Origin of the sequence: Aerococcus sp. 1KP-2016, assembly GCF_002252085.1 — a bacterium.
GTDB lineage: Bacteria > Bacillota > Bacilli > Lactobacillales > Aerococcaceae > Aerococcus.
The window spans coordinates 35,428-57,336 of record NZ_NEEY01000001.1; the positions used below are offsets into that span (position 1 = coordinate 35,428).

The 21,909-nt window shown below is 38.9% G+C and carries 29 protein-coding genes and 1 pseudogene; all 30 read right to left on the reverse strand.

The annotated features are described in order from the left end of the window. Positions 1–110 precede the first annotated feature (110 nt). Positions 111–989, reverse strand: a complete 879-nt coding sequence (locus tag B9P78_RS00150) for an N-acetylmuramoyl-L-alanine amidase (RefSeq protein ID WP_094517579.1) — start codon at positions 987–989, stop codon at positions 111–113. 240 nt (positions 990–1,229) lie between these two features. Further along, positions 1,230–1,613, reverse strand: coding sequence for a hypothetical protein (locus B9P78_RS00155; RefSeq protein WP_094517580.1), 384 nt, complete (start codon positions 1,611–1,613; stop codon positions 1,230–1,232). A gap of 60 nt (positions 1,614–1,673) precedes the next feature. Then, positions 1,674–1,985 (reverse strand): hypothetical protein, encoded by a 312-nt coding sequence (locus B9P78_RS00160; RefSeq protein WP_094517581.1) that lies wholly within the window; start codon positions 1,983–1,985, stop codon positions 1,674–1,676. A gap of 134 nt (positions 1,986–2,119) precedes the next feature. Beyond that, entirely contained in the window at positions 2,120–4,090 is a 1,971-nt protein-coding gene (locus tag B9P78_RS00165) for a hypothetical protein (protein WP_094517582.1), read from the reverse strand. 75 nt (positions 4,091–4,165) lie between these two features. After that, positions 4,166–4,381 carry a hypothetical protein gene (locus B9P78_RS00170; protein ID WP_094517583.1) on the reverse strand — a complete coding sequence of 72 codons (216 nt, stop codon included), beginning with the start codon at positions 4,379–4,381 and terminating at the stop codon, positions 4,166–4,168. A gap of 21 nt (positions 4,382–4,402) precedes the next feature. Then, the gene (locus B9P78_RS00175; RefSeq protein WP_094517584.1) at positions 4,403–6,262 is read right to left on the reverse strand and encodes a phage tail spike protein; all 1,860 of its coding nucleotides are present in this window, start codon (positions 6,260–6,262) and stop codon (positions 4,403–4,405) included. Next, positions 6,263–7,231: a hypothetical protein gene (locus B9P78_RS00180; protein WP_094517585.1), complete on the reverse strand. Its 969-nt coding sequence runs from the start codon at positions 7,229–7,231 to the stop codon at positions 6,263–6,265. Beyond that, positions 7,231–9,501 carry a hypothetical protein gene (locus B9P78_RS00185; protein WP_094517586.1) on the reverse strand — a complete coding sequence of 757 codons (2,271 nt, stop codon included), beginning with the start codon at positions 9,499–9,501 and terminating at the stop codon, positions 7,231–7,233. Before B9P78_RS00185 ends, B9P78_RS00180 begins: the two co-directional genes overlap by 1 nt. 2 nt (positions 9,502–9,503) lie before the next feature. Further along, entirely contained in the window at positions 9,504–9,812 is a 309-nt protein-coding gene (locus tag B9P78_RS00190; RefSeq protein WP_094517587.1) for a DUF5361 domain-containing protein, read from the reverse strand. An 80-nt stretch (positions 9,813–9,892) separates the two neighbouring features. Beyond that, the gene (locus B9P78_RS00195) at positions 9,893–10,153 is read right to left on the reverse strand and encodes a hypothetical protein (protein ID WP_094517588.1); all 261 of its coding nucleotides are present in this window, start codon (positions 10,151–10,153) and stop codon (positions 9,893–9,895) included. 2 nt (positions 10,154–10,155) lie between these two features. Further along, positions 10,156–10,713 carry a phage tail protein gene (locus B9P78_RS00200; RefSeq protein ID WP_094517589.1) on the reverse strand — a complete coding sequence of 186 codons (558 nt, stop codon included), beginning with the start codon at positions 10,711–10,713 and terminating at the stop codon, positions 10,156–10,158. A gap of 16 nt (positions 10,714–10,729) precedes the next feature. Then, complete coding sequence (locus B9P78_RS00205; RefSeq protein ID WP_094517590.1) at positions 10,730–11,068, reverse strand: hypothetical protein; 339 nt, start codon at positions 11,066–11,068, stop codon at positions 10,730–10,732. After that, positions 11,069–11,296 (reverse strand): hypothetical protein, encoded by a 228-nt coding sequence (locus B9P78_RS00210; protein ID WP_369824283.1) that lies wholly within the window; start codon positions 11,294–11,296, stop codon positions 11,069–11,071. A 1-nt stretch (position 11,297) separates the two neighbouring features. After that, positions 11,298–11,636 (reverse strand): hypothetical protein, encoded by a 339-nt coding sequence (locus B9P78_RS00215; RefSeq protein ID WP_094517592.1) that lies wholly within the window; start codon positions 11,634–11,636, stop codon positions 11,298–11,300. Then, the gene (locus tag B9P78_RS00220) at positions 11,578–12,018 is read right to left on the reverse strand and encodes a phage Gp19/Gp15/Gp42 family protein (RefSeq protein ID WP_094517593.1); all 441 of its coding nucleotides are present in this window, start codon (positions 12,016–12,018) and stop codon (positions 11,578–11,580) included. The genes B9P78_RS00215 and B9P78_RS00220 overlap by 59 nt, the downstream gene beginning before the upstream one ends. 8 nt (positions 12,019–12,026) lie before the next feature. Continuing rightward, positions 12,027–12,314, reverse strand: a complete 288-nt coding sequence (locus B9P78_RS00225) for a Rho termination factor N-terminal domain-containing protein (protein WP_094517594.1) — start codon at positions 12,312–12,314, stop codon at positions 12,027–12,029. Continuing rightward, positions 12,314–13,198, reverse strand: a complete 885-nt coding sequence (locus B9P78_RS00230; RefSeq protein ID WP_094517595.1) for a phage major capsid protein — start codon at positions 13,196–13,198, stop codon at positions 12,314–12,316. Before B9P78_RS00230 ends, B9P78_RS00225 begins: the two co-directional genes overlap by 1 nt. A 5-nt stretch (positions 13,199–13,203) precedes the next feature. Beyond that, positions 13,204–13,671, reverse strand: coding sequence for a hypothetical protein (locus tag B9P78_RS00235; RefSeq protein WP_094517596.1), 468 nt, complete (start codon positions 13,669–13,671; stop codon positions 13,204–13,206). 132 nt (positions 13,672–13,803) lie between these two features. Continuing rightward, a pseudogene (locus B9P78_RS00240) lies at positions 13,804–15,212 on the reverse strand (terminase). A gap of 62 nt (positions 15,213–15,274) precedes the next feature. Beyond that, positions 15,275–15,970 (reverse strand): hypothetical protein, encoded by a 696-nt coding sequence (locus tag B9P78_RS09830; RefSeq protein WP_094517597.1) that lies wholly within the window; start codon positions 15,968–15,970, stop codon positions 15,275–15,277. Beyond that, on the reverse strand, positions 15,876–17,192 hold the full coding sequence (locus B9P78_RS00250; RefSeq protein WP_094517598.1) for a phage portal protein: 1,317 nt from the start codon (positions 17,190–17,192) through the stop codon (positions 15,876–15,878). Before B9P78_RS00250 ends, B9P78_RS09830 begins: the two co-directional genes overlap by 95 nt. A 102-nt stretch (positions 17,193–17,294) precedes the next feature. Then, positions 17,295–17,630 carry an HNH endonuclease gene (locus B9P78_RS00255; RefSeq protein WP_094517599.1) on the reverse strand — a complete coding sequence of 112 codons (336 nt, stop codon included), beginning with the start codon at positions 17,628–17,630 and terminating at the stop codon, positions 17,295–17,297. A gap of 656 nt (positions 17,631–18,286) precedes the next feature. Beyond that, on the reverse strand, positions 18,287–18,697 hold the full coding sequence (locus B9P78_RS00260; protein ID WP_094517600.1) for a DUF722 domain-containing protein: 411 nt from the start codon (positions 18,695–18,697) through the stop codon (positions 18,287–18,289). An 11-nt stretch (positions 18,698–18,708) separates the two neighbouring features. Next, positions 18,709–18,924, reverse strand: coding sequence for a hypothetical protein (locus B9P78_RS00265; RefSeq protein WP_094517601.1), 216 nt, complete (start codon positions 18,922–18,924; stop codon positions 18,709–18,711). 123 nt (positions 18,925–19,047) lie between these two features. After that, positions 19,048–19,278 (reverse strand): glutaredoxin-like protein NrdH, encoded by a 231-nt coding sequence (gene nrdH / locus B9P78_RS00270; protein ID WP_094517602.1) that lies wholly within the window; start codon positions 19,276–19,278, stop codon positions 19,048–19,050. A gap of 81 nt (positions 19,279–19,359) precedes the next feature. After that, complete coding sequence (locus B9P78_RS00275) at positions 19,360–19,818, reverse strand: DUF1642 domain-containing protein (protein ID WP_094517603.1); 459 nt, start codon at positions 19,816–19,818, stop codon at positions 19,360–19,362. Positions 19,819–19,829: 11 nt separating this feature from the next. Then, positions 19,830–20,360, reverse strand: a complete 531-nt coding sequence (locus tag B9P78_RS09835) for a hypothetical protein (protein ID WP_199445708.1) — start codon at positions 20,358–20,360, stop codon at positions 19,830–19,832. Next, the gene (locus tag B9P78_RS00285) at positions 20,357–21,295 is read right to left on the reverse strand and encodes a DNA cytosine methyltransferase (RefSeq protein WP_094517604.1); all 939 of its coding nucleotides are present in this window, start codon (positions 21,293–21,295) and stop codon (positions 20,357–20,359) included. The genes B9P78_RS09835 and B9P78_RS00285 overlap by 4 nt, the downstream gene beginning before the upstream one ends. After that, the gene (locus tag B9P78_RS00290; RefSeq protein ID WP_094517605.1) at positions 21,292–21,633 is read right to left on the reverse strand and encodes a hypothetical protein; all 342 of its coding nucleotides are present in this window, start codon (positions 21,631–21,633) and stop codon (positions 21,292–21,294) included. The genes B9P78_RS00285 and B9P78_RS00290 overlap by 4 nt, the downstream gene beginning before the upstream one ends. After that, on the reverse strand, positions 21,634–21,837 hold the full coding sequence (locus B9P78_RS00295; protein ID WP_094517606.1) for a hypothetical protein: 204 nt from the start codon (positions 21,835–21,837) through the stop codon (positions 21,634–21,636). Positions 21,838–21,909: the final 72 nt, after the last annotated feature.

The following is a 21,909-nucleotide window of genomic DNA, read 5'->3' on the forward strand; positions in this document are numbered from 1 at the left end:
TTACAGTAAGTTTAGACTAGTAGAGACTTCCTGCTACTTTTCTGCTACTTTTTTCTAAAAATAGGAATAAAAAAACGGGGTAACCAAAACTGGCTACCCCTTTAATTTGATTATTTAATTGTGCCCCAAGCCTTGCCATACTTTCCATTCTTATATTCACGAATTGGAATGAAACCTGATTTGCCATTGTTCCGCAAGTATTCCAGCCATACATAACCATTGCCAACATGAACGGTGTGATACGTTAGGTTTTCACCTTTGCGGTATCGTGCAACAATATTTGCTTTAGTGGTCGGTGCATCTCGTGCGATGATTGTTTCATTCGGATAAAATACGCCTTTTTCAGCATACTTTTTGACGATACCTGTATTGGTGTTGGTTGATGTTTTTGAAGTCATTACGGTGGCTTTTTGTCCATCTAGCGAAGTGATTTTAGTTGTATCGCCTCCTGCAACCAAAACATCGTAATATTTTTTTACTTGCTCTTTAAACGATGACCACGAAACACCAACTGATTTGAAAAATGCGATTGGATCGGTGTGGTCTGTATCTTGCGGGTACATGCGACTAATGTCAGCATGACTATACACTTTGTCCAAAGGGATGCCATAATAAGCACACTGTACTGCTACCCAAAATGCTTCACGATCAATCGCTTGTAGTTTTTGTGCTTTTGTTAGTCGCTTATCTTCTGTAACCTCGATTTGCACCGCATATTTGTTAGCTGTACGACCAGCACCCCACGCTGGATAGTCGGTATTCGCAATTTCGATAATCTTGTTATGTCCTGCCCATGCGTGTGTGAACGCACTATCTTGGTTTCTAGCCATGTATGCAATCTCGCTTTCCAAGCTAGCGTTCGGGTTGCCACTTGAATGGACTACTACCCACGTTGGTTTACCTGCTGCAAATCTTCCAGCTTTACCATTCGGTACTTTGTAATCTTGAATAATTTCATACTTGAATTTTGCTGACTTTGGAATTGCCATTAAACTTCCTCCTCTTTAATTTGGCTTGCACTCATATCGTAAATTCCGCTTGCACTCGCACCGTATACAAGCCCATTAAAAGCCTGTGCGAATAAATCGCCACCATAATACGCACCGTATGCTAACCCAGCTAATAACCCGATAAAACAGCTAAAAAAGGTACGTACTTATTAGGTACGTACCCTTTCAATAGTTGAGTAATAATCATGGTTAGCGGAATAATAAATAAATTAAACTCCATTATTTTTCTTCCTCCATTTTGATGAAGCCATTCTTAACTTCCAACCGATAAATACGTTTATCGTGTTTGTCCATTTCCTCGTCTAATTCCCCGATTGCCTTAACATTGACATCAGCAATTTCATGTAGATCATCACTATCACGCCGTATGTCCTCGATAAGCTGTTTTAAGCTATCAAGTGTTTCAACTAGCGGCTTCTGGTTTTCTGATGTTTTCTGCAAAATACGCTCTTGAAATGCGTTCTGTTCTGCATTTTTTTCATCATCTTCTTTTTTTCGCCGTTTTTCCAATGGATTAAGTACAAAGTATTTAATAGCTGTGAAAATCGTGAGGATATAGCCTGCGTTTACTGCTATGCGTTCAATTACATATTGCCAATCCATTTACACGCTCCTTTCAAATAAAAATAAAAGCGCCCAACTTAATGAGCGCTAATTTGTTTATTATCCAACTGATCCATTTAGTGACACGTTAACAGCATTGGCTACCGACTGTTTGATATATACGATGTCGCCTGATTCTAATACAATGTTAAAAGGTAATACCTCATTAGTTCCCGCTGCGACTTCATATTCAAAAAGAATATCCACACCATTTAAAGTCATTGTGATTTTAGATGGCTCTGTTGAAGTATTTGTGAAAGTTGCTGATGTCAACATGCCAGTTTGGTGTTGGAGTGTAAAAGCTTGTAATTTATCCGTTTGAGGTGTGTCAAAGTAAAAACGTTTTGCTGATTGGTTGTAAAATGTTGTCATTGTGTATTTCTCCTTTATTTAAAAACTTGAGTGACGTTGAAATTTAGTAGTAAATTATACGTTTTTTTGTTTTTATCACGCTCCTTTCGGAGGGAACGAGGTTAATTGAATAACACCACCCTTATTATGAAATATTAAAGTACGCCAACCGGTAGATTTTTGGCTGTTATCTCAACCCATACTGAATTATAAGGTGAACTGGCCGTTGAAGAACGTACACAACGCCAAACCTTAGTATTGCCGTCTATGACTGGTGTTGTTGAAATTGCAACATCACCGGGTATTCCTCGTAGATAAGGGCTAATGGTAGGATCTATTTTCGTATATATCAATCTGTTGCCGATAAAAGTTTGATAGTACGAACTCTCAGATGAATTAGCAATATTCTGTCCATATATTCTTGAATTTTCGTCTGTTAAAACTGTGTTTAAGTGTCGTATAATAGCACCGGCTGACTCAATCTCTAAATATTTAATTGATTTATTAATTAAGATAGGATTGTCGATTACAATTTCATTACCCACATTATACTGATTGGAAATATGATAAAGTGCGGTGTTATAACAAGCATATCGGTTGTTTCTTGTATGTAAATTTTTGATTTGCGAGTGTATGCCCAACGAAAGCGTATCATCAAAGTGGCAATTTTCAATTATTACTGTTGTAACCGCGCTATATCTTGTATAAATACCAGTGGTAGGTACTTCTTTATAATTATCTCCTAAATAACCGAAGTGACAATCATCAAAAGTGGCAGTCCAAGACTTTCCAACAACACCTTTTGGGTCGTCCATCATGTAACTGTATATGTATAATGCCCTATCTTCTAAATTGCTGTTTTCTCTTGGCCTAGCTAAAAATTGGCAGTTCTTAAATTTAGCAGCACCACTTAGTAATAATCTATTATTGTTTGTTGTACTATTTTTTGAAACGAATCTGGAATTCGTAACGTTTAAAATACTGTTAAAACCAACACCTAAGTAACTAGTACCTCTATCTTTTGAAAGGATAACATTGTTAATATTACCATAACTGTCATTGGGTATTTCAAAATCAAAATCGGTGTCAATCGTTATATTGTTAAAATTCAATTCAACAGCGCGTGTACCACCGTATCCATTAGCGTCGACTTCAACATCAATGCCGTCAGGTAAAAGATTAGAAGATGATGAGAAATTATTTACATTAACTCTAGTATAACCACCAGTGATAACTAAACCACCTCTAAAACAATCATAAGACGAGCAATTATTTATTTGAGCGTCGACGTTCGTCCATAGGTGTATTCCATCACTCACATTATCAACAAAGTGGCAGTTATCTAATCTAATTTTAACTCTACCCTTTTTAGCAGTGTCTGCCCACGCTATTAGTAAACTAGCTTGTTCTTGCGCAAAAGATGGTGTGTCCCACATATCCCAACAACTTCCATCGAAAGTCAAATCACTGATATGTGTCATATCACTATCTACATCACCAGAATAGTCTTTCACTTCCGCAAGCCGCGTCCATTTCATTTCCCCAGTTGTCATGTTGTAAGGTGGTGCTGATAGATTAGGTTTTTTGAGGGTAGCGCCATTACCAATTAAAGTTAAACCAGTAGGAATATTAAGCATTCTGACATAATAAACACCACCATTTAATACTAATGGTTTTTTTACCGAATGAGCATAGTTCATAGCCCTTTGAAATCTTTCACTATCATCAATATCTGTTGGTCTTTTTTTGAACAATCCCATGTGGATTACATTTTGTTCAAATTTATTTAATCTATCATTCAAAGTGGCTTCACCGTTTCTAGCTGCTATGATTTCTGGCGCACTAACGACATCCTTATCCGTCATTTCTTGCTGAACCGAATTAAATTGAGCTTCAACGGTATCTTGTCGTCCTTTGGTTTCGTTTGAGATATCAACCGCTTCGTTAGCAATCAAACCTGCTATTTCTGCATTTCTAGCCTGTGCTTCACGAACTTCTTGACCATAAGTTTTAGTACGAACATCATCAGCGTGTTTACGGATAAGCGCTGGTACTTTCGATTGGTCATACTCAATTGGTCCTAAACCACTTGTATCCCTATCTCTATTTATATTGTTCCGATCCAAATGATATCGACTCCTTTTTTTGTATTAAAAAAGACACCCATGTAGTATTAGGTGTCCAATAGGTCATTTATTTTTTTACCCTTGCATGAAATCAGCATATATAATTCCATTCTGAATGTTTTCTAAATCTATCTCTATCGCTCTCCATACTTGTTTAGTGGTTTCTCCATCCAGATTATTCAAAGTCGTGGCAATGTCTTCCGCTTCTTCCTTGGTATCAGCTTTTACGATTGCACAACAGTACATGTCATAACCGCTATTTTCTCTGTTTGGAATAACTTTCCATAACATATAATCAACTCCTTTATTATATTAAACCGGTCTTGGTAGACTTGTTGTGTTGTCTCCTGTAATACCTAAATAAGCTTGTGGGTTAATAGTGTTACCACCACTGTGGAACACACCGTCAGGGCTTAACTCGTAATGCAAGTGAATTGCATAATCTCCACCAGTATTACCCATAGTACCTATTCGTTGACCAGCCTTAACGGTTTGACCAACACTTACAGATATGCTAGCCAAATGCATGTAATTAGACCAATAATCATCCGCTGTGTGTTCAATGTATATGGCGTTACCGATACCGCCAGACATAAATTCTGACTTACGTACAATACCATCAGTAGTAGCGTATATGCCATAGCCAGCGTTACCATTAGAACCAATATCCCAACCGCTATGTAAACTACCCCACCGTGGACCATATGACATGTCTGGCTGTGTAGCTCTAGTCCAGAAGTTGATTCCGGGTAGATTGTAATCAACTGGGAACACACGATTGTTAGCATATCCGCTGCTATCTGTTCCGCCACCTCCGCCACCGCCACTAGGTGGTGTTTGGTTAGCGACTAGGTCATTTACGACACCTACCAATTCGTTGTATCGCTCAATAAAACCATCTCGCCATTCGACAATCGCATCAATACGTTCTTTGTTGGTATTGATGTTGTTGGCATTTATCACAATGTTATCCTTGTTCGTTTTAATAGACTTATCTTGTCTATCTTGATAGATTTCAATGTCATCGAATTTACGTTCGTTTTGTCTATGCCGATAATCAGCAAGTCTTGCTCTGTCGTTTTGAAACTCGCTTAAATCTGTATACTTATCGCCAATTGTAACGTTTGATAACTGTGGCTCGTTAATATCAATGTTGATTTTAACCACACGCAATATTTCATTTTTGATTTGTAAAATGTCATCAGTCAAGACATAGCCATTACCAAGTTTAAAACCCTCAATGTCTAGCCCATTTAAGGATAAGTCCAATGCACTTACTGTGTACTGGTCTTTACTAAATTTCTGATTATCTAAATCTTCTTGTGCTAGTCTTTTCAGTTCTGCTGGGTCATCTACGTCATCATAGACTAACCATTTCATTAAACTACCAAAAGTGGTACGTCCTGAATCGTAAAGATACTCACTACCATTGTTCACTTCTTTTATTGTCAAACGGTTTAAAGTGTCGCCAATCTTAGCACCCAAAGGAACGTAAATTGTGCCGTAATCGCTAAAATCACTCGATTTCTCGTCTTTAAGCAAATTGTGTCCAGTATGAATTGGTGTAGCTGATATATGCCCGATATTATCTAACCAATCAAGGTATAAGTTTTCACCTTCACGTCTTAACTGCAATTCACCGCCATTATCACCAATCAAACGATTGACGATAATTTCAAAAGCGGAGTCTTCAGGAAACCACTCGAATGTTAGTTGGCGGTTAATTTGGCTGTAAGTTAAATTACCAGCTTGAATGACCTTTTCTTCGTCTGATTGAATCAAACGGTTGTAAACATCCAAGAAATATAAAAGGTGTTCTTTTAATGTTTTCTTCGCTCGCCCATTACCGATACCCACATCATGAAAGAAACCAAGTAGACCTTCGCACACAAACTCAAAGTAAGGCGCGCCGTTTTGGTCAGTACCTTTTGAAATATTAAAAATCCGACCCTCGAAGTCGTATTCTTGTGTTTTGGTATTGTATACCCTTATGTAGTCCTTGATTGGCATGATTTGTTCTGCCACACCTTGGTCATACATTTTAAAGGTGAAATTATCCACTTTGTTTATTTCTTTTGCAATTGTACCTTCGATTTTAAGTCCATCAGTGTAAGGGTCGTGTAGAACTATACCTTTATCTTGAAAACTTGTATGCCAAGTGCCTCGATACATCTACAACAACTCCTTCCTAAACTTGAAATCTACCTTGTAAGTACCATTTTGACCGTATAACCGAATCTTGTTTTCACCAGGATGCAATTTGAAACTAGATGAATTGGTCGGTTGGTTTAAAATGTTAAAATACTTGCCGTTATTATCGACTGCGGTCAACGCCTTACCAGTTTGAATAACTACTTCTGGTGCGACTGCATTCGTTCCAGCGTTGACAATTGTTAAATCATAATAACTGTTGTGCGCTTCAACAATATCTTGTTCTAATACCCAGTTGTTGATGCCCACAAGTTTGTACTCCCTAAGTGATGCCGATTTCTTTTCGATATTTCTAACTTGTGATACTTGATAAGTCTGACCCATTAAAATTGGCGAAATGTCAGCACCGCTCGAGAAATCAGTCGCCCAATCACCAATATGCACCCATTTACCAACTGCAACTGGTTTGAAGCTATTCCATGAGATTTTGAACTCGTGGGTTGTGTTTTGAGATACGTCAAAGTCAAAGTTGAATGTATCCCAAATATCATTGCCTTCAAATTCGTTCCCAATCTTAAATGGATAAGCAATGAATGAAATTGTTAATTCGCCATTTGCACCAATTTGCTTAAAGCTGGTGCCATTGACTACTTCTGCTAGAAAGTGGAATGTAGGGAATACATCATCTACTAGCCACGTTTGACCGACACCTTGCATCAGCCAGTTAGTCAGTCGCATTTCATAAATGTTTACTGTGTTCGGATCGTTAAAATTGATGTCAGCCACATTCAAAACGTATTTGATTACTCTTTGCCCATGCGTTTGGAAACCGTATAAAGCACTAAAATCAATTACATTGTTTGAGTGTGGAACTGTGTAAGTGATTTTCTTTTTATCTGGATAACCAATCTCTCGACTTTTAAGCGTGAAACCCCAGTCATAAAAGGTGTGCTTGCCGTTAAAGCTAAACCCTGAATCATATCTAACCATTAAAGCGCAAGCCCCCTCGCTCTATATCTTTGCCATTGACCACCAAGCTCTTGATGGTGACCTTCTGTTGTCTGTGCCACTACTTTTCCGTCCATTTCCAAAATAGAATTCACATAAATGGCATTCTCACTTAGACCGCTATCTAAAGCGGCATTTGAGTTAATATCCCATGTTCCGCTTGGTGTGTTTAAGTTCATTCCATTCACACCAGCTACTTCATTTTGAATTTCGCCAGCTACACCAGAGATGTTAGATTTAACAGTTTCGAAGTTGTCCATTAAGCTATCGTTAAAACCTTGCATGATAGCTTTACCTGCTGGAATCAATAGCTTACGGTCATAACTGATTGGCCCTTTATGTTCTTTTATCCAGTCTGCCATACCACTTACGAAGTTTTTAACACCTTCCCACGCACGTTTTAAACCACCTAGAAAACTATTCATGATGGCATTACCAGCATCAGCAAGGCTTAAATTTTTAAGTGAATTGAATACATCTTTAATTGAGTTGATAATGCTAGAAATTGACGCTTTAGCATTTCTAATTGAACTAACAATGGTACTCCAAGCCGATTTCAAGGTGTTCATCAGTGTGTTACCCACACTACCTAAACCGCTGAAACCACCTTTAAGAATGTTTATAGCGCCTGTAATAATATTTCTAGCTGTTGAGATCACATTTTGAATGTTCGTCCATGCGCTTGTCATCATGCCTTTTAAACCATTGGCTGAACTACCAAAGTTTGCGAATAGACCAATTGCGACCCCTACCCATTCAGCGATAAATTGCAAAACAGGAGATACAAATTTCAATGCTTGCACCAAGAAATCAATCACTGGCGTTAGCCACTCGATTGCAACTGCTAGCATGTCAAATAGACCAGTAACAGCCATCAATGCACCTTTAAGCACACCACTTAGGAATGCACCTAGAATCTGCAATACAGGCATCAACGCTTCAGCTAGTAATGATAATATTGGTTGTAATACGTTCCATAGATTTACGAAACTATCTACGAACATTGAAATAGCTGGTCCAGCCACGCTCATAAATGTTTCAAAGCCAGCTTGTAATGCTGGTAGGATAGCTTCAACAAATGTTGCTAAACCGCTAAAGTCCAATTGTGTGAAAGCATTTGCCACCATGTCAATAAGTGGTGTAATGGTTTCCCCAATACTTCCAATTAGCGCTGGTAGTTGACCAAATACCGTTTGTGTAGCTTCAGTTAATGGCGCAATGGCTGTTGTAAATTTCTCAACAATGCCACCAACACCGCCCTCGATGCCGATACCTAACATATTCATTAGGTCAGTACCACCTTGCATTAAAGCTGGTTCTAGTGCATCTAGTGCAGTTGTAAATAGTACAGGTAAATTAGATAAGATTTCCCACACCATTGGTGCTAGGTTGTCGACTAAGAAAGTCTTACCTGTATCAATAAGAGCTTTGATTGATGGAATTAAATCTTCGCCACCCAAAGCTAGATTCCCTAATACGTTTTGTGCTGCGGACTTCATCGCTGCGAAGGACCCAGCCACGGTTTTGCTAGCTTCTTCCGCTGTTGTTCCTGTAATTCCCATTTCTTCCTGAGTAGCATGGATTGCTTCTATTAGTTGATCGAAAGGAATGTCTTTTACATTTTCTGCGGTTGCTTCAAACGCACCACCTAGAACACCAGAATCATTGACCAATCGCGCCATTTCACTAGCGGTACCGCCGTAACCAAGTGATAAGTTGTCCAACATCGTATAATTATCACGACTAAACCCACGATAAGCGTCTTGTATCATGGAAATATCAGTACCCATCTTGTTCGCGTTGTCACTCATGTCAACAATAGCCTTATCAGCGTATTCGGCAGCCTTTGCAGTATCTCCGCCTAAACCTTGTAACAATGTAGCACTAAAGCTAGTGGCTTGTTCCATATATTGGTTAGCCGACACACCCGCCGTTTCGTATGCCTTTCTGGCATTCTTAATAACAACGTCCGCATTCTCTTTAAATAATGTTTCGATACCGCCAAGCGATTGTTCTAACTTAGCGCCTTCAGCCACACCACCAGCGATTGCACCAGCTATTGCTGAGCCGATTGCAGCACCACCAGCCACTGCGACTGTTTTCAAACTGCCCATAAGTGAACTACCTAGCGAATTACCTAGCGATTTACCACTAGATTTCACTTCTCCGCCCATGGCCTGCTCGATCATACCTTTAATGCCTTTTGCGGACGGTACTATCTGCACATACGCTTTACCTAATTCTGTTGCCATATTTAACCTCCTTCCTGAATTCTTAACGCAATTTCCTTGCGCCTGTTTTCAAAGTCCTCAACAGTCGTGAACGAATCTTCTTCTGTAACCTTTTGACCAGCAGTCACTAACTTGTACATACTTTGTGGTTTATTTTGGTTTTTCTGTCCGTCTTTGGTTTTAGACCAAACGATAAAGTTTAGATTATCCAAGATACCGACTTTAACCAGCAATTCATCAATGCTAGAAATACCATTTATCCCACGCTTTACCCTAGATTCAACAGGTAGCCCTGCTGTTAAGGTAGAAACGTGGGATAGTGGGTATTGCATATAGTTATGTACGTTGTAAAACTGTGCTAAGTCACAAATTAAATCGAATTCCCATTCCTTTAATACGCCTGCGAGGAATATTAGTTTTTTAATTCTTGAGAGGCTTTAAAGATATCGGCAATTTCTTTAGACATTTCTTCCGTTGATACGAAACCATCTTCATCGCGAACATGGTCTTTTAACTTTTCAGCAGCTTCATCACCGATCAACATTTTTGTTACTTTCGTAATTAAAAGTGGGTTTTCGTCAACGTCATTCAATATTTCTAACAATTCATAATTTTTTAAGGCTCTTTCGTCAATTTCAAACTCAAAGCCAGTTGTTGTTTTCCCTTTAATCATAATTATTCACCACTTGGTTTCTGTACATACTCGATATGAGAGTTACCGTTATCGTCATTAAACGCTTGAACAGTTGTTTCGTATCCAACAGCTTCAGTATCGTTGTATACAATTTCCCCTGTTTCTGTGATTTTAGCTTGTGGAATTACAATACGTTTTAACGCGTTTTGGAATAGCATATCCACGACTAATGAAACTGGTTTCAATTCTTTTGAGTTAGCATTGATTGTGATACCTGTTTCTAAGGTTCCTGTTACGTTTCCTTCGCCATAGTAGAATTTCAGCACATCAATGTTTAATGCTTCAATTAAAGTGAATGTAAATGTGTCTGATTTTTCAGTTTGAGATGTTAATACTACATCTCCACCCCATGCTTTGAGTGATTCGCTTTCACGAGTATCAGCATTGGTTAAACCGTCCTCTGAAATGTAACCCAAGTTTTTGAAAGATGCGTCTAATGCGCCAATTGCATCAGTTGGTAGTGCAGTTCCTAAAGATGCAACGCTAATTGCCCCACCTACTTTAGGTTTACCGTATGTTACGTTTTGTGCTTTTGCCATTTTATAAATCTCCCCTTTAATAATGATAGATATCAAATACTGCTTGATATCTTTGTTGTTTTCGTTCTAAATCTGTGAAATTATAGTCAGCATTTAAACTGACTTTTGAAATCTCGTTCAATTCTTCCATGTTTCGCATGACCTTTTTCAAGTCATCATTCAATACCATTGCTTCATACTTAGATTTTCCGTAACTTTGAAGTGCCACCGTTGAATTTGGTAGCCGTTCACTTTCCCCACCGCTAGTGCGATCAATTAGCACGAATCGTCTTGGTGGGTTATCTGGATAATCAAAAAAAGACGGCGCATCTAAATGCTCGTCTAAGTATTGTTTGATAATTACTTCGATTAGCATTTAACGCACCGCCTTTAATAGTGAATTGTTTTTTGAGTTATCTTTAACCGCTGCATAAGTTTTAGTACGAACAGACGCATTTACACGAGTTTTACCAACATGCGTATCCGCTTCATAACCACTAGGTAGTCGTTTGACCGCTTCGTTGGCTTTCTCGCGAACAATACTTTCCATTTCCGCCGATTTAAGCAAGGCTTGTACACCTTTTGAATTTAATGTAAATCGCATATCACCCAAAGGCTTCCACCGTCACTTTCTTATTCCATTCAAGTGGAATCATGCTTTCGATACCCTCAATAGTCGCACCAAATGTTCGCCACCGTTTACCGAAGAACAACACTTCCGCATCTTCCCAGTTGTGTGTGTCGCCTTTTGGAATACCTAGTGTGTATACTGCGTGTTTTCCATGCAATTCTAGGTTGCTTACAATATCATCTTGTGATGTCGGTGAAACAATAACATTGTCGACTACTGTTTCGACTTCTTGTGTGATTGGCTCTCTTAATGGATCATAGCCAGTAATCGTTTTGGTAATCAAAGTAACTGGGATGCCATGTATCTTCGCCATACAGGTGCCGACCCCCAATCTTTTGACGTTTCAAGCCTAAACGCTTTAATTCGTCTTTTTTGATGAACAAACCACCACCAGGACTTAGGAACGTACCCGACCACGAATAGCCCAATGCTGATTGGCTTTCTTGTGTCATTGGCTCTTTGTCCGTCGGTGTCATTAAAGTTCGTGCTAGCACGTCTACTGTGACTGATTTCAACACATTTGCGTACGCCATGTTGTCGTTAGATTTTTGGTCTAAGTCAACGCCAGCCTTGTCAGCTTCGACACGCAAGGTATCAGATATTACAGGTAGCAGTGCAGTGGCTCGTGTGATTTCTTCATTTGTTAGCGGTCGCCATAGTTTGATAATATCGTCTGTTGTTGCAAAATTTTGCATGTTACCACCTACATTTCAAATGCTTTAGCGATTTCTTCGATAATTTCCGTTTTCTTAGTTGCTGATAATTCGATGTCATTGTCAGTTGCGTAAGATTTCAACTCATCAACCGTCATTTTAGTTAAATCAAAATCATCTGTTTCAACAGTTTCTTCTTTTGGTTTAATTTCAACTTCTGGTTTAACTTTAGGTGTTGGTTTTGTTTTTTCAACCTCACCGATTGCCACCCAATTGCCACCAGAAATTGGCGCAGTCAAATCAATGACCACGCCTGTTTTGGTGTTCTTAAATTTCATTATGCACCAGCTCCAGTGATTTTAGCGAATGAATCAGCCGATAAGATACCCCAGCCTAAGTAAGTTTCAGCACGTAAGTACACTTCGTTATGACCAGCTAAGTCACGGCCAGAGTTATCTGGGTCACCGTAAGGAATTACAGTCAACGGAATTTGTTTTGTGATACCGTATTTGAACATTGTGCGGAAGTCACCAACTACACCTTCTAGGTCAGAGTTGATAGATACGTTTTTAGATAATTCAACAGGTAATGCGCCTAATGTGCCAGGGTTACCACCGAATTTAAATTCTGGATACATTGCAACACCAACGCCGTTTTCGATTTTAGCTAATGATGATCCGAATAGAGTAGATAAAGCTGCACCAGTTACTTCACCGTCAGCGCCAACTACAGCTTGAACTGCATCTTCTAAGTTGTCATCAGCTTTCGCTGCATCAAATGTAACTGCTTGTGTAACCTTGTCAGCAAAGTTGTTAGTACCGATAATTGTTGACTTAGTACCTGTACGTGGGTTAGTACCTGAAAACGCCATGATGTCTAAACCTTTAGCTAACTTTTTAGCATAACCTTCGTTAAAGTTTTGCAAAATAGCTAATTGTTTTTCTTCTGAAGCGTACATAAATTCATCAGTCACGCGGGCACCGTATTCAACTTTTAAAGGCACAACTGTGATTGGTTCTACCTTAATACCACCGTGAGATTTTGCGCCACCTTCAGCAACGATGTCGATTTCATTTTCAAAATCGAATGTAAAGTATTCGTTACCGTTAAAGCCGATTGCATCTTGGTTAGTTAATTTAGCTAATACTGATTCGCCTTTTACCTTGTTGATTAAGTCCGTTACCGCTTGTGGGTTAAATAAAGTTTCTTGTTTTTGTACCATTTATATTACTCTCCTTTTAAACTTCTTAAAGTTTCTCGTAAGCCATTAGTTTCATCAGTAGGTGCTTCATACGTTTTTGTAGGTTGAGCTGGTTTAACTGATTTAAAAGCACTCGCTAAGTTTTCAGCCGACTGTCGAATTGTATCTTCGTCACTACCAGTGATATTGTTAAATACTGATGACGGTAGATCATACTCACGAGCGATATTAGATTTTAAATCTTTCAATTTAAATTGCTCATTATCTGCAGTTAATGAGTTAATTTGCTCGCTTGCTTTCGTGTAATCTTCTGTCAGACTGTTTACTTGCTTTTCATACTCTGAAAGTTGTGACTGTGTTTGCTCCAAGTTAGATTTTAATTCTTCATAATCTTGTGGTTTAGCAGTGTTCACTTCTTCCATGTTCTTGTCTAAAATAGCTTTTAAAATACCATCATCTTCAATACCTAATTCACGTAAGAAATCTCGTTTCATTGTTATTCCCCTTTCGCCTTTGTTACGCAGTTGGCTTCTGCACAGGTTTTGCCATTTACGCATGACTGCAAGTAAACAGTTTTATGACGTGTTTAGGTCAAAATTAAAACCACTAGCCGATTCGCTAATGGTTTAATACCTAACTTTCTGTTTAACTTTCGTCTTGCTTTCAATACAACTCCAATAAGCCAAAATCATACTGTCCATCAGTGCGATGTCATAATCTTCAAATTGGCTCTTATAACCAAAACCGCCATTACTACCGATTGGACGTTTTTCAGAGTTTGAAACAATTTGCACCAATGATGGTTGCCCTTTGTGTTTGATAGCTCGTGAGTTAACCGCACGTTCAAATGATGCGTTCGCCACAATTACTTCTCTAACTTTTGGTAGCAGCGGTTTGGGCTTAATTCTGGCCGATTTCATTTCAGCTTCAAGGATAGCTTGTCCACCGGCACCGTCAACAACTACCGCCTCAACATTCGCACGATTGATGAAATTCAATATCCACCCATTACCATTTCTTGTTGATTGGCAGTCTATTGCTTCAACGAACACATCGCCGTCATCCGTTTTAACTGCTATACTCATCGCCACATTGACACCATCGTTGCCGTACTTGATACCTACAAATAAATTGGAAGTTAATTCTGGTAATTCATCCACCAACATAGATTGCCATTCTTCTTCTGTGATTGCCGATTTAACGTTATAAGACACCCAATACCCTAACCGTTGGATATTGTGATCTAACTCATCAGCACCAAGCTCTGCTTCAATTTTACGCTCGTTTAAGTGATAGCCCATTGACGGGTTAGTCATATACCATGCGTCTACGTCATGAATATCGTGCAATTCAGGAACAGACCATTCCGCCCATCCCGAATACTTGTTACCACCGTCTAGTGTAGTTTGGCGGTAGTCAGTAAACACCGTACCTGATGATAGTGGCGTTGGTGGTGTTCCACACATGATGGTTTGTGGGTTCATGCTATCCGTTACCGTGTATTTCAAAGCCGATTCTTGGTCTTCGGTGTACTCTTGAGCCTCATCTATGACTAGTAAGTCGAAACCCTCACCCAAACCACCGGTGGATGTTCTCGTCCTAAATTGGATAATTCCACCAGTTTCAAAAAGTTCAATGCGTTCCTGGCCTTTAGCCCTAATGGAGTTAAAATCTTCACCATCGACTAATCCCATCGCTTCAATATAACTTTTCACTTTCTCAAAACTTGAGTGTGATGTTGAAATTCGGTGGGCAGTGTGCAAAATGCGTAAACCTTGAAACAGTGACCAAATTTCCTTTAGGTACACAACTTCCGTTTTACCATTACGCCTTGGAATTGCGTATCCGAATTTTTGGTGGGCCCAGTAGCCTCATCGTCAATCGCCATGAGTGGTTTTAATAGTTCAATCTGCCACTCGTACGCTTCATGTTTACTTTTACGATATAAGTCTGTTGCTTGTTCAAACAGTGTTTCATCATAATCACAATAAAAACTTACGGTAGGTACTTGCCTACCAAACTTTTTCTCAGCCATTACTACTCCTTTCTAAGAGCACCACGCTAACCCTTTCGGTGGGAGATATTGGATCACCGCCTTTACTTAGGACCAGGAACGATTTGGGCTTTTCCTTTCTTAGGATAATAAGTAATTACACATTTATCGTTTTGATGTCTGCGCCACACGTCCTGAGGCACATTCGGATAATCGTATTCACCTTGTAGGTTCCGACACCACTTGCATGCGTTTGCCTCAGCAATACGCACCACTTTAGCTTTTAAACCAGCGTTGCTGTGAAATTCAACGTTTTTCTTAATTGTGTCGTCTACTACCGCTTGTGTGAAATTGACAACAGGCTCTTTTAATATCCAAGCCACGTCATCGTAATTCAGCTCGTTTGCTAATCTTTGAATGATGCCTTCGATGCGTTCTGTTTGAATATCCGCACGTTGCCCCTTAATTCCGATGCCCGCAAGTTCATTTAATGTTTCTTGTACTGCGACTGCGTTATCCGCCACAATCTCATAATTGTTTTCCAACATAGGCACGATCACCTTTTGGCCGATATTGTAATAAAGGCGACCGTTTGGCAAAACGTCTGATGACAAATGTTCCGCAAATGCTTCAGCTAGTAAATCACCGGTAACGATTGAAAACTCGTTGGCATCAACGTAAGTAGCTAAACCGTCATTAGTCTTTTTAAGTAAGTTCTGTGCTTTCTGGCTTGTTCCAAACTTCTTCCGAAATGTCGCTTGTATCTTCTCCAGTAGTTCTACCGATATATCGACTGCCAACTTGTTCATCTCCTTCAATACCCAGTAAGTCTTTTAGGTTATTTACGCTAAAGTAATTTGGCACCGCTTGGTTAATCTTGATAATACCGTCACCAGCAGTTGATAACGCTGATAAGTCCGGCTCGAAGATTGGCTCCCACTTAGCTTTAGTTTCTGTAAATTGGTTACGTTTATAAGTTACACCATCACGCAAACAAGCTGACAAGAAACCAACATTCAAAAAACCACTACCGAAATTCCGTTGCGCTTTTCTAGCGGTAATTCGTAATGTTTCGTGGCTCGCTTTGATTGCTTCGGCTGATGATGGATTATCTGTGACGAAACCTAAGTCGTCCATAGTTAAACCAGTTTCACCAGCGAAACCACTAGCAGCGATTCTCAACTGTTCCATGAACGGCTGCATTGATGGTGTGTTGAATTGTCCAAGGGTTGGCTTGTCGCCGTCCTCATCTTTTGTAATTTCAAGCATTGCTGAAATAGATGCTTTCCACCCGTCCAATGGCTCTGCATCTTCTGATGTACCAACTGCATATTTTTGTGGGAATGAGTAAAATTCCGCTGTTACGTCTGAACGTTCTAGTGTTCGCTTAGCGTATGATTGCCAGTAAATAGCACCCCTAGTGATACGAGAACGACCAAACGGCCTAACTGCATCAGGTCTATGAATGATTGGCACTAGTAATGGTGCGGGCGCTGTGTGCGGATATTCAACCGCATCGCCATCTGTAATGATTGTGGTTTTAAACGCTTCAAAGTATGCTTCTACTTTAGCGTTGCCGTAAATATCACGTTCTAATACCGCGTAACCTTCTTTAAGCAAGCCAGTGATTGGATCAATGATTCCAGTTGCGTTGCTCGCTTCGATAACTTGAAGTTTTGGATATTCTTCGTCATCAATGATATACACAAATGAACACGATGCGATAAGTGCCGATAAGATAGCTGAATCGAATAGTGTATCAGGGTTGTTCATTTGGAAGATTTTGTTGATATTGAAGTTGTCGTTATCAAAATCTCTGAATGATAAACGGTCTGCCAAAGCATCCACCGCTTTTGAAGTCCACCCCACAGTTGATTGAAATCTGTTTCTAATCTGTAGTGGCATCGTGAAGCTTGTATGTGGCTCTTTGTATTTCATGTCATAATATCGGTATCTAGCATCTACACGTATCTTGTGGTCAGCTAGTTTCTTTCGTAAATAATCTAAACTTTCTTTTCCCAATTCATCACTCCTTTCGATATTGTATCCCCCGAGAAAAAATGTTCAGTACGGCATGAAGTCCTGAACCAAGGGGGTAGTAGGGTAGTAAGCCCCCTAAAGCTCTTACACGCCAAATACAAGCCAATCACGAGATTGTGGTAAGTTTCTGTTCCCTATTACCTTGCTTGCCTTTGCCATTGTTTCTTCGTTCTTAAATAATTTATCTGACTTCTGTCTGTTGCATGTTGAGTGCGTCAGTTGCAAGTTATTGATCGCACTTGGATGACCACCTTTAGAAACAGGAATGATATGGTCAATCGCTGGAGCCATTGGGTTTGGTGGTTTCAATGTGACATCCACTGGATACCCACACAATCCACAAATGTTTTGTGTCTTTAATATCCGCTTTCGATTCCGTTCGTATGCTGCTCTATGAGTACCGGTCTTATCTAAACGCATAGGGGTGGGTCTCCTTTCTAGTGGGTGGGTGTTGATGTTATTTTTATTACTCAAAACTACATAATATGAACAGAATAGCCGACTTACAAGACCTTCACTCCAAAGGGCTATGCGACACTTCCTATTGTACATTTTATGCAGTTTTCAATAAGCAAGGGAAGTCAGTTGATGATTAAATGTATGATTTATTTGAGCTGACTGTGCCTTGCTAATGTTCTAGGCTAGGATTTGCACCTAGCAACGATAATGATATTGTCCGCCTTTACAGCGTAGTCGCAACCATTTATCTTTTAAGTTAGTTGTGTTTATCTCAATAATCGCCCTAACTTAATATCGTCTACCTATTTCGCCACTAGAACTATATACTCGTCTTCATATAGAAAACCGAGGTGTTACCAATTTCCCCGTGCTGGGAATGATACTAGATAGCCTTGCAACTATCATGGTGGCTCGCTCCACTTAGTACCTGTTATATATCCACAGGAGGAACCTGCGTTTGCTTCAACATATTTCCGTATGATAAAGACTTTCCACTAAGGAGGTGGCTATGTGATATCTTGTTCTTACAAGAAAACATGTCTGCTATTACAAGTCGAATATCACAATATCAATATATATTATATTTAAGGGGCAAAAGTAACATGTTTAGTAACATTTCACATAATGCCTAACTTATTACCGATATTATTAACCAATTTCTCCCTAATCCTTAAGCACTGCATTTTGGAATAGCCAGACTCTAAAGCTACTCCATCCCACGTTAACGTTTGCGGTCTATCGAAATATCGTTTCTTAATTACACGCTGTTCGTCAATCCTTAATTCAAACAAACAATTCTTGATTACAAGCTGTTGCTCTTCCAACGCTCTCAATCGTTTATCCCGCTCTAGCGATATTACATAGCGTTCTGGAAACCCTGTATCATCATGACTAGAACTACCCCCTATATTTTCGTCTAGCTCTCTACGTGGATACATAAGCTCCTCACGTCTTAATTTGATCTCACGCTCATAGTCTGGATAGTCATATAGCAATTGTTCAATATATTTAAATGTTGCATTTGCCACTCAATCACTCCCTATCTGAATCGATTCGTTTTATTTTTCCTTTGTCGGTTATCAAAATCTTTTCTCATTTCAGCCATTTTCTTAGCGTGTTCATCGTGATACTTTTTGCTCTTCTTATATTCCTTAAAAAGAAAAACTCCAAATGATAGTGCTATAATCATATAGATAACTACTAATACAGACCCACCTACCAATATCCACGTTAAAATATTATTGGTTAATTCCATACCATTTCCTCCGTCTGTTCCGCTCTCTAGCTTGTTGGTATTCTTCAAACAGTGATAATAATTGTGTCAGTCTACTCATCTAGTCCCACACTTTCCACAATATTGGCAAGTTGTCAATTTTTCCTATTTATTGGCAATTGCTTTAATCTCATCAGGTTTAAAACCAGACCACGTTTTGAAATCTGTCACAACGATTGGTGCTTGCATGTATCCTAAAGATTTGGCTTGGTCGTAATATGTTTGGTTCACATCAATGTTACGTTCTTCAAATTCGATGTTCAACTCATCGAACAAACGTTTGGTAAAGTTACATTGCACGCAGTTGTCTTTTGAGTAAATAATTGGTTTATTCATAATTTAATCCCGTCCTTTTTATTTAAAACTAAGCAAATCACTGTTTACCTTCCTTGGTTGTTACAATCGCGTCATAGGTCATTATTCTGACACTACTTCAAAATCAGCATTGGTGTCGTTGATACCTAAGTCGTTCCATTCTTCTTTTGTCATCTTATATTTATAGAAGCTCTCCATATATTCAAAATCTCCGTATTCATCAACGCGTAGGTCATCGTCTTGTAAATTCCAGTACGATCTATCCCATTTATTATGAATTAATTCCCAACCTTTAATTTTAGCGTAGTAAAGTGGTTCTTGGTCTACTTCATATCCAAATTGAATAGCGTTAATAACGTTCGTAAAGTTTTCTGAAATATAAGTGAATTGGTCTTTATCAAAAAAACCATTATCTCGACGGTAATCATCATACCTACTGTAGTGATTGACTGAAAACATAACTTTGAGGATAAAGGTCTCCTTATCTCCAGCATATTTCATACTTCTACACCATTCATCAAACCATTGTGGTACTACTGGTTTATCAATTTCAATTTTCATTGTTAGTCCTCCTACTTTCTGTTTTCTCCACCATTTTCGTAAGTTGCCAATAAATCAGCAATTTTAGTTGGTTTTTTATCAGACCACCCAACCTCTGGGAAACTGTGATCATTAATCTTTTCAGCACGGTTGATCCCGATGGTGTGTGCATACCACGTCGTTTTTCTTTTCATCGGTGGGAACTTATATACGTATATATCACCATCAAAATCTCTAGCTAGGTAATTGAACCCATGTTCCAAGAAACCTTTCAACAAGAAGGTATTTTCATATTCTTCGCTTTTGTAAGTTATCGTGCCGTCTTTAGTGATGCTTTCTTCATCCCCACCAGCATGTTCAATCTCTTTCTCTTTCAATATTTCTAAGGTGTAAATTGCTTTCCCTAAATCTTCCACACGATCAACCTTATTCCGTCTTAAATACTTTTCAGCATGCGACTGCATAATCGCTCTGTATTGTTCAAAGGGATAGGTTAGATACCACTCTTCGAATAAGTCAATTTCTCCTGTTCGGTAGTGCTCTGGTTTAATGTTGTCTGTCATGCTAATTCCTCCTGCCCGAGTTTTAACAACTCTTTAAATATTGCTTCAAGAACGTCCACCACAATGCTATTCCCTGATTGGTGGTACAATGTACCGTTTAAGTAATTTTTACGTCTTGGGTGTGCTTTTTCTGCGTTATCAAAATCTTCATCGCTGAAGCCCATCAATCGCCAGCATTCACGTTCAGTTAACAAGCGATACTGCCCATTCCCAATGTCGATAACACCACTATTTGGACACCTCATTTGTTTAGTTGTAATTGTCCAAACATAATCTTTCACAGGCTTTAAACTTCTTGTTCCTGTCGCATTGATTTTAGCCAACATGCTTGGTTGAGTGATTGTGTATCTATCGTCAACTTCTTTCTCTAAAAATTCACTAACATCTCGCATCTTTTTAAATTCTAAATTATCGAAATTAAAGTATTCTCCACCTAAAATGCTAACTGTGAATATACGTTCTCTAGCTTGTGGAATACCAAAGTCTCTCGCGTCTAAAACTTCAAAACTGTTGGTGTATCCTAACGCTTCCATATCACGTAAGTAGTGATTAAATGCGGGTATCATCTTCTTCGATAAAACATTCTTTACGTTTTCCCAAATAACCACTTTTGGTTTCCAAATGCCTAGATTTTCAATGATTTTAATCGTTGAAAATAGTAAACTTGATCTTGTGCCATCTTCAATGTTCCCACCATATTGTTTACCAGCGATACTAAAGTCTTGGCAAGGACTACCATGCACCAAGATGTCAGGTTTTAAGTTATATCCAACTACTGATTCCGGCTTGTATCTATTGTCAAACATTGCATTATAGCTTCGTACTGCTTTCTCGTTCCATTCAACATAATCAATTGATTTGTGTTCCACGCCTAGGTTTACTAGTGCTTTTCTAGCCGCTCCTATACCGCCGAATAATTCTAATATTTTAATCATTTTCCGTTTTTTCCACCCTTTGAGTAAGTTTCCAATAATTCGGAAATATTAGTTGGTTCACCATCCAGCTCCTTTAAAATGTCGTTGCATAAACTTAATTTTCCTTGGGCTTCACGGTTGTTAGGCCTTTTATTCAAGCTAATTTCAGCACTCGCTGCACGTCTCTTTACATAGTTGTAAATCTCTGACAATTTTCTTTTCGTGGTTTCTAATTCAGCTTCAAGTGCGCGCACATCTACATTTTCTAGATATTCGTACTCATCACGCAAAGCTAACATTTCTTCCATTTCGACACGGATTACAGCATTTCTTAATTTTCGTGTTTCGTGCAAGGACATCTAACTCACCACCTCCGCTATATAACATTCCTTAATATCTTCAGCCTTGATAACCATTTCAGTTACGTGATTATTCTTATGTTCTGTCACGATAATATTTTCAGAATTATTTCTCAATTGTCGTGTCACATCTTCAAACGCTTGTTCGCCGTTAATATGAATATGACCAGACTCTCCTTTAATAACAGTTACCGTTTTGTACATTTATCTCGCTCCTTTGCCTGTTGCTGTTCAAAAATTGATTCGAATAAGTTGATTACTAGAATCCACACAAAG